Here is an 8,179-nt window from a genome sequence, read left to right on the forward strand (position 1 = left end):
TGTTGCCAGGTGCGGGCGAGGGCGACGGTGACGGCGAAGATGGCGGGTTGGACGACGTCGACGCGGTTGAGGTCGGGGGCGCCTGGTTCGGCGCGTAGGACGTCGAGGAGGGACCAGCCGGTGTGGGGTCGGAGGGCTTGGTCGCAGGCGTGGAGGTGTTCGGCGAAGACGGGTGAGGTGTCCATCAGGGCGAGGCCCATGCCGGGCCATTGGGTGCCGTGGCCGGGGAACACGAACACCGTCTTCCCCGGAACGGCGGCGCCCCGGACGAGCCGGGCGTCCGGCTGATCGGCGGCCAACGCCCTCAGCCCGTCGACGAGTTCGCCACGCGTGGTGGCGACGACGGCGGCGCGGTGGGTGAAGCCGGCGCGGGTGTCGAGCGCGGCGGCGACGGCGGCGGGGGTGAGTTCGGGGTGGGCTTCGACGTGGTCCGCCAGCCGTTCGGCGTGCTGCCGCAGGGCGGCCGGGGTCCTGGCCGAGAGCGGCCAGGTGACCGGTGTCGCGTCGGCCGTGCCCGTGGGGTGCGACGGTTCCTCGGTCCGAGGCACCGGCCGTGCGGCGGGGGCCTGTTCGAGGATGACGTGGGCGTTGGTGCCGCTGATGCCGAAGGAGGAGACGGCGGCGCGGCGCGGCCGGCCGGGCGTGGGCCAGTCGCGGTTCTCGGTCAGGAGCTCGACCTTGCCCGTGCTCCAGTCGACGTGCGGGGACGGTGCGTCGACGTGCAGGGTCCTGGGCAGGACCTCGTGGCGCATCGCCTCGATCATCTTGATGATGCCGGCGACGCCGGCGGCGGCCTGGGTGTGGCCGATGTTGGACTTGACGGAACCGAGCCAGAGCGGGTGTTCGCGGTCCTGGCCGTAGGTGGCGAGCAGGGCCTCCGCCTCGATGGGGTCGCCCAGCCTGGTCCCGGTGCCGTGGGCCTCCACCACGTCCACGTCGGTGGCGGCGAGCCCGGCGCCGGCCAGGGCCTGACGGATCACCCGGCGCTGGGCGGCGGCGCTGGGCGCGGTGAGGCCGTTGGAGGCGCCGTCCTGGTTGACGGCGGAACCCCGGACGACCGCGAGGATCTGGTGGCCGTTGCGGCGGGCGTCGGAGAGCCGTTCGACCAGCAGCAGGCCGACGCCCTCGCTCCACACCACGCCGTCGGCGGCGGCCGCGAAGGACTTGGAGCGCCCGTCGGGGGCCAGGCCGCGCTGGCGGCTGAACTCGACGAAGGCGTTCGGGGTGGCCATCACCGTGACCCCGCCGGCGAGGGCGAGGTCGCACTCGCCGTTGCGCAGCGCGCGGGCGGCCAGGTGCAGGGCGACCAGCGACGAGGAGCACGCGGTGTTGACGGTCAGCGCGGGTCCGGCGAGGTCGAGCGCGTACGACACCCGGCCGGACGCGACGCTCGTCTGGGTCCCGGCGAGCAGGAACCCCTCGAAGCCGTCGGGTGCCGCCTGCATGAGCCGGTTGCCGTAGTCGTCGTACATGACGCCGGTGAAGACGCCGGTGTGGGTGCCGCGCAGGGTGGTGGGGTCGATGCCGGCGTTCTCGAGGGTCTCCCAGGCGGTTTCGAGGAGGAGCCGCTGTTGCGGGTCGGCGGCGAGGGCCTCGCGGGGGCTCATGCCGAAGAATTCGGGGTCGAAGTCGGCGGCGTCGTGGAGGAATCCGCCGTGGCGGGTGTAGCTGGTGCCGGGGTGGTCGGGGTCGGGGTGGTAGAGGGCGTCGAGGTTCCAGCCGCGGTCGGTGGGGAACTCGCCGATCGCGTCGACGCCGTCGGTCACCAGTCGCCACAGGTCCTCGGGGGAGCGGACGCCGCCGGGGTAGCGGCAGGCCATGCCCACGATCGCGATCGGCTCGTCGTTCCGCACCCGGGTGGTGGTGACCTCGTCGGTGCGGCCGGTGCCGGTGATCCGCTCGCCGAGGTACCGGGCGAGCGCGGCGGCGGTCGGGTGCTCGAACACCACCGTGGCGGGCAGCCGGAGGCCGGTGGCGGCGTTGACGCGGTTGCGCAGTTCGACGGTGGTGAGGGAGTCGAGACCCTGTTCGCGCAGGGCCCGATCCGGTTCGACCGTCGCGGGATCGTCGTGGCCGAGCACCTCGGCGGCCTTGGCGCGGACGAGGTCGAGCAGCGCCGCCTCCCGCTCGGCCGGGGGCAGTTCGGCGATCCTCCGGGCGGACGCGGCGGGCCGCGCGGCGGTGCTGCGGGCGTGGGCCGGCCCGCCGGTGCGGGGCAGCAGGCGGCGCAGCAGCGGGGGGATCCCGCCCCGGTCGTGCTCGGCCCGGACCGCCGCGAGGTCGAGCCGGGCCGGCAGGGTGACCGGCCGGCCGGCGGTGAGCGCGGCGTCGAACAGGGCGAGCGCGTCCTCGGCGGGCATCGCCGCGAGGCCGCCGCGGCGCAGCCGGGCCTGGTCGGAGTCGCTGATCCGCCCCGCCATGCCGGCGGAGTCGGCCCACAGGCCCCAGCCGAGTGAGACGGCGGGCAGGCCGGAGGCGCGGCGGTGTTGGGCGAGGGCGTCGAGGAAGGCGTTGGCGGCGGCGTAGTTGGCCTGGCCGGCACCGCCGAGGGTGGCGATCGCGGAGGAGAAGAGCACGAACGCGGTGAGCGGCAGCTCCCGGGTGAGCTCGTGCAGGTTCCAGGCCGCGTCCGCCTTGGGGCGCAGGACGGCGTCGGTCCGCTCGGGGGTGAGGGAGGTGACGGTCCCGTCGTCGAGGACGCCGGCGAGATGGACGACGGCGCGCAGCGGTCGGTCGGCCGGGACGGCTGCCAGCACCGCGGCCAGCGACTCCGGGGCGGCGGCGTCGGCGGCGGTGACGGTGACCTCGGCGCCCAGGGCGCGCAGTTCCTCCGCCCGTTCGGCGGCGCCGTCGGCGGCGGGGCCGCGCCGGCTGACGAGGATGAGGTGTCGGACCCCGTGGGCGGTCACCAGGTGCCGGGCGACCAGGGTGCCGAGGCCGCCGGTGCCGCCGGTGAGCAGCACGGTGCCGTCGAGCACGGTGCTGTCGGGGGTGGTGCTGTCGGGGGCGGGGGCGCCGTCCGGCCCGGCCGTGGTGAGCGGGGCCAGCCGGGGGACCTTCACCGTCCCGGCCCGGAGCGCCAGTTGGGGTTCGCCGGTACCGACGGCGGCGGGGACCGCGCGGGCCGAGGCCGGGTCGTCGTCCAGGTCGAGCAGGACGATCCGGTCGGGGTGCTCGGTCTGCGCGGAGCGGACGAGGCCCCAGACGGCGGCGGTCGCGGGGGACGGTGCCGGCGCCGTGTCGTCCACGGCGGCCGCGCCCCGGGTGGTGATCACCAGCCGCGCGTCGGCGAGGCGTTCGTCGGCGAGCCACTCCTGGACGAGCGTCAGCGCCTGCCCGGTGAGCCGGTGCGCGGCGTCGGCGGGGGTGCCCGGCGCCGTGCCGTCCGGTCCGACGTCGTCGGTGTGCAGTGGTCCGGCGAGGACCAGGTCGGGGACGGGGGCGCCGCCGGCGACCGCCTCGCGCAGCGCGGCGAGGTCCGGGTAGGACTCTGCGGTCGGGCCGTCCGCCGGCGCGGACCCGAGGACGGCCCACCGGGCGGCCTTGGGTGCGCCGAGCGGCAGCGGCCGCCACTCCACGGTGTACAGGTCCCGCACGGTGCGGCCGGGGGCGAGCCGTGCGACGGCGACGGGGCGCAGCGCGAGGGTGCCGACGGCGAGCACCGAGCTGTCGGTCTCGTCGGTCACGGTCACCTCGACGGTGTCGGCCCCGGCCGGGGCCAGCCGGACCCGCAGCGGCTCCCCCGCGGAGGAGCCCGAACCCGGTGCCGAACCCCGTGCCGAACCCCGTGCCGAACCCGGTGCCGAACCCCGTGCCGAACCCCGTGCCGAACCCAGTGCCGAACCTCGTGCCGAACCCGAACCCGAGCTGCGGCCCGGAGCCGGACCGGAGCCCGCGTCGGCCTGCGCCGCCGCCCCCGTCGCGAAGCCGGTCCAGGAGAACGGCAGGAGCAGCTGCCCGGAGTCCCCCCGGAGCATCCCGGTGGCGGCCAGCGGGTGCAGCGCGGCGTCGAGCAGCGCGGGGTGCGGGGCACCCCGCCCGGTGTCCGTCCGCAGTTCGGCCGGGAGGGTCACCTCGGCGAACAGGTCCTCGCCCAGTCGCCAGGCCGCCCGGACGTTCCGGAACGCCGGTCCGTACTCGTAGCCCTGCTCGTGGAGGCGGTCGTACAGCTCGGCGACGTCGAGTTCGGTGGCTCCGTGCGGCGGCCACTCCCCGCCCGGGACCACGTCCGCGCCCGGGCCGGCGGGCGCACCGGCCGAGACGAACCCGGCCGCGTGCCGCGTCCACTCCGCGCTGCCCTGGCGCGCGTACAGCCGCACCGGGCGGCGTCCGGCCCCGTCGGAGCCGCCCACGACGACCTGGAGCCGGACCTCGCCGTCCTCGGGGACGGCGAGCGGTGCCTCCAGGGTGAGTTCGTCGACGGTGCCGCAGCCCACCTCCGACCCGGCCCGTACGGCGAGGTCCAGCAGCGCGGTGCCGGGCAGCAGGACGGTGCCGCGCAGCGCGTGGTCGGCCAGCCAGGGCCGGGTCGCGATGGACAGCTGCCCGGTGAACACGTGCCCGTCGCCGTCGGCGAGTTCCGTCACGGTGTCCAGGAACCGGTGCCCGAGGGCGTTGGCGCCGCGCGCGGCCGGCTCGATCCAGTAGCGCTGCCGCTGGAACGGGTAGGTCGGCAGGTCGCCGGGGTCCGCCGGGGCGTCGCGGAGGACGGCCCGCCAGTCGACCCGCACGCCCTGGGTGTGCACCCGACCGAGCGCTGCCGCGAACCGGTCCCAGCCGCCGTCGTCGCGGCGCAGCGACTCGGCGACCACGGCGCCGGCGGCGCCCGCCGCCTCCACGGTCTGCTCGATCGCCTGGGTGAGCACCGGGTGCGGGCTGACCTCGATGAAGGTGCGGTAGCCCTCGGCCGCCAGCTCCCGGATCACCGGCTCGAACTCGACCTGGTGGCGCAGGTTGCGGTACCAGTACTCGGCGCCGGTCTCGAACGGCTGCTGCCGCACGCCTTGCACGGTGGAGCGGAAGGCGGTCCGCGGTGTGCGGGGGGTGATCGGCGCGAGCACCTCCGCGAGCCGGTCCCGGACGGCCTCCACGTGCGCGGTGTGCGAGGCGTAGTCGATGGGCACCCGCCGGGCCCAGACGCCGGCCTCGGCGCAGTGCGCGGCCAGCTCCTCCAGGGCGGCGAGGTCGCCGCCGACGACGGTGGAGGAGGGGCCGTTCAGCGCGGCCACGGTCAGCCGGCCGTGCCAGCGGGCGATCAGTCCGGTCACCTGGTCCAGGGGGCGGGCCACCGACAGCAGGCCGCCGGTGTGCGCCAGCGGCAGCAGCTCGCGTCCGCGCAGCGCGACCACCCGCGCGGCGTCGGGCAGTGACAGTGCGCCGGCGACGTAGGCGGCGGCGATCTCTCCCTGGGAGTGGCCCATCACCGCGTCGGGCTCCACCCCGGCGGCCCGCCAGAGCGCGGCGAGGGCCGCCACGACCGCGAAGGTCGTGCACTGGATCACGTCCGACCGGTCCATCCCGGGAGCGCCCGGTGCGCCGGCCAGGACGTCGCGCACCGACCAGTCCAGGTACGGCTGGAGGGCGTCGGCGCAGGCGAGGAGTTCCGTCCGGAAGGCCGGCGAGGACTCCATCAGCCCGGCGGCCATGCCCGCCCACTGCGAGCCCTGCCCGGGGAAGACGAACACGACCTTGCCCCGGTCGGCCGCCGTGCCCCGTTCGAGGTTGGGCGCCGGTTCGCCGTTCGCGAGCGCGGCCAGGCCGGCTCCCAGGGCGGCCCGGTCGGTGCCGGTGAGGACGGCGCGGTGGGTGAACGCGGGGCGGCCGGTGGCGAGTGCCCGGCCGATGCCGGGCAGCGCGTGGTCCGGGGCGGTGTCGAGGTGGCGGCGCAGCAGCTCGGCCTGGGCGCGCAGGCCCTGCTCGTCGGGCGCCGAGACCAGCCACGGCACGGCGGTGTCGGCGCCGGGCGTGACGGGTCGGAGGTCGCCGTCCCCCGTTTCGCCGTCCCCCGTTTCGTCGGCCGCGGGCTCGCGGACCGCGGGGATCCCGGGGGCCGCAGGGGCCTCGGGGGCCTCTTCGAGCACCAGGTGCGCGTTGGTGCCGCTGATCCCGAACGAGGACACCGCCGCCCGCCGGACGGCCGTGTCGGGCCACGGCCGCGCCTCGGTCAGCAGCCGGACGGTGCCCGCCGACCAGTCGACCTGACGGGTCGGCCGGTCCACGTGCAGGGTGCGGGGCAGGGACCGGTGACGCAGCGCCATCACCATCTTGATCAGGCCGCCGACGCCCGCCGCGGCCTGCGCGTGCCCGATGTTGGACTTGAGGGAGCCCAGCCACAGCGGAGCGTCGGCGGGCCGGTTCCGTCCGTAGGTGTCGATCAGGGCCTGGGCCTCGATGGGGTCGCCGAGCCTGGTGCCGGTGCCGTGCGCCTCGACGGCGTCCACGTCGGCGGGCCCGAACCCGGCGTCGGCGAGTGCCTGGCGGATCACCCGTTCCTGGGACGGCCCGTTGGGCGCGGTCAGCCCGTTGCTCGCCCCGTCGGAGTTGACGGCGGAGCCGCGGATCAGGGCGAGGACGCGGTGGCCGTTGCGCCGCGCGTCCGAGAGCCGCTCCAGCACCAGCATCCCGGCGCCCTCGGCCCAGGCGGTGCCGTTCGCGCTGTCGGAGAAGGCCTTGCACGTGCCGTCGGCGGACAGCCCCTGCTGCCGGCTGAACTCGACGAAGATCCCGGGGGAGGCCATCACGGTCACGCCGCCCGCGAGCGCGAGCGGGCAGTCCCCGTTGCGCAGGGCCCGGGCCGCGAGGTGCAGCGCCACGAGTGAGGACGAGCAGGCGGTGTCCACGGTGAGCGCGGGGCCCTGGAGCCCCAGGGTGTACGCGATCCGGCCGGAGGCGACGCTCGCCGTCGTACCGGTCAGCAGGAAGCCCTCCAGGCCTTCGGCGCCCTCGGTCAGCCGGGGCCCGTACTCCTGGGACATCGCGCCGACGAACACGCCGGTCTGGCTCCGGCCCAGCGACAACGGGTCGATGCCGGCCCGTTCCAGCGCCTCCCAGGACACCTCCAGCAGCACCCGCTGTTGGGGGTCCATCGCCTGTGCCTCGCGCGGGCTGATGCCGAAGAACGCGGGGTCGAACCGGTCGGCGTCGGCGAGGAACCCGCCGCGGCGCACGGAGGAGGTGCCGGAGGCCGCCGACTCCGGGTCGAACAGGGCGTCGAGGTCCCAGCCCCGGTTCTCCGGGAAGTCGGAGGTCGCGTCCGTCCCGGTCTCCACCAGCCGCCACAGCTGCTCGGGTGTGCGCACGCCGCCGGGGAACCGGCAGGCCATTCCGACGATCGCGATCGGATCGTCGGCGTCCGCGGCCGGCCCGTTCGCCGGGTGGTCGGGCCGGTGCCCGGCCGTGGGCGCGGCGGTGCCGGGCGCCTCGGCGAGGCGGTCGCGCAGGTGATCGGCGAGGAGCCGCGGCGTCGGGTGGTTGAACAGCAGCGCGGCGGGCAGCTCCAGGCCCGTCGCCGTCACCAGCCGGTTCCGCAGCTCCACGGCGAGCGAGGAGTCGAAGCCGAGTTCCTTGAACGAGCGCCCGGAGGCGGGCTCCTCGCCGCCGGTGTGGCCGAGGACGGCGGCCGCGTTCCGGTGCACCAGGTCCAGCAGCGCCCGGCGCCGTTCGGCGGGTGGCAGCGCGGTCAGTGCCTCGGACACCGGGGGCGGGGCGGCGGTGTCCCGCTCCTGCTCGCCCGGGTCCGCGGCCGGTCCGTCGGGCGGTGTGTCGGCCGTGGTCCGCCGACCGGTTCCGGGCTCCAGCCAGTAGCGGCGCCGCTGGAAGGGGTAGGTCGGCAGGGAGATCCGCCGGGGCCGGGCGCCCTCGAAGAGCCGGGCCCAGTCGGCGTCCGCGCCGACGGTGTGCAGCCGTGCCAGCGAGGTGAGGAATGCCGTCCAGCCCGGCCGCTTGCGGTGCAGGGTGCCGGTGGTGACGGTCGTCGTACCGGTGTCGGTGGTGTCGGCGGTTTGTTGGATGGGGGTGGTGAGGACGGGGTGGGGGCTGGTTTCGATGAAGTGGGTGTGGCCGGTGTGGAGGAGGTGCTGGGTGACGGTGTGGAGTTGGACGGGGTGGCGGAGGTTGTCGTACCAGTAGTGGGCGTCGAAGGTGGGGGTGGTGCCGGGGTGGGTGGTGGAGTGGAAGGGGA

General features: G+C 76.2%; 1 protein-coding gene. It reads right to left on the minus strand.

Going from position 1 to position 8,179, the window contains the following annotated elements:
* The coding region (locus AB0F71_RS39480; protein WP_360246042.1) for an SDR family NAD(P)-dependent oxidoreductase at nt 1-8,179 on the minus strand (8,179 nt) is incomplete at both ends.

Origin of the sequence: Kitasatospora sp. NPDC028055, assembly GCF_040637885.1 — a bacterium.
In the GTDB taxonomy this organism is placed as follows: Bacteria; Actinomycetota; Actinomycetes; order Streptomycetales; family Streptomycetaceae; genus Kitasatospora.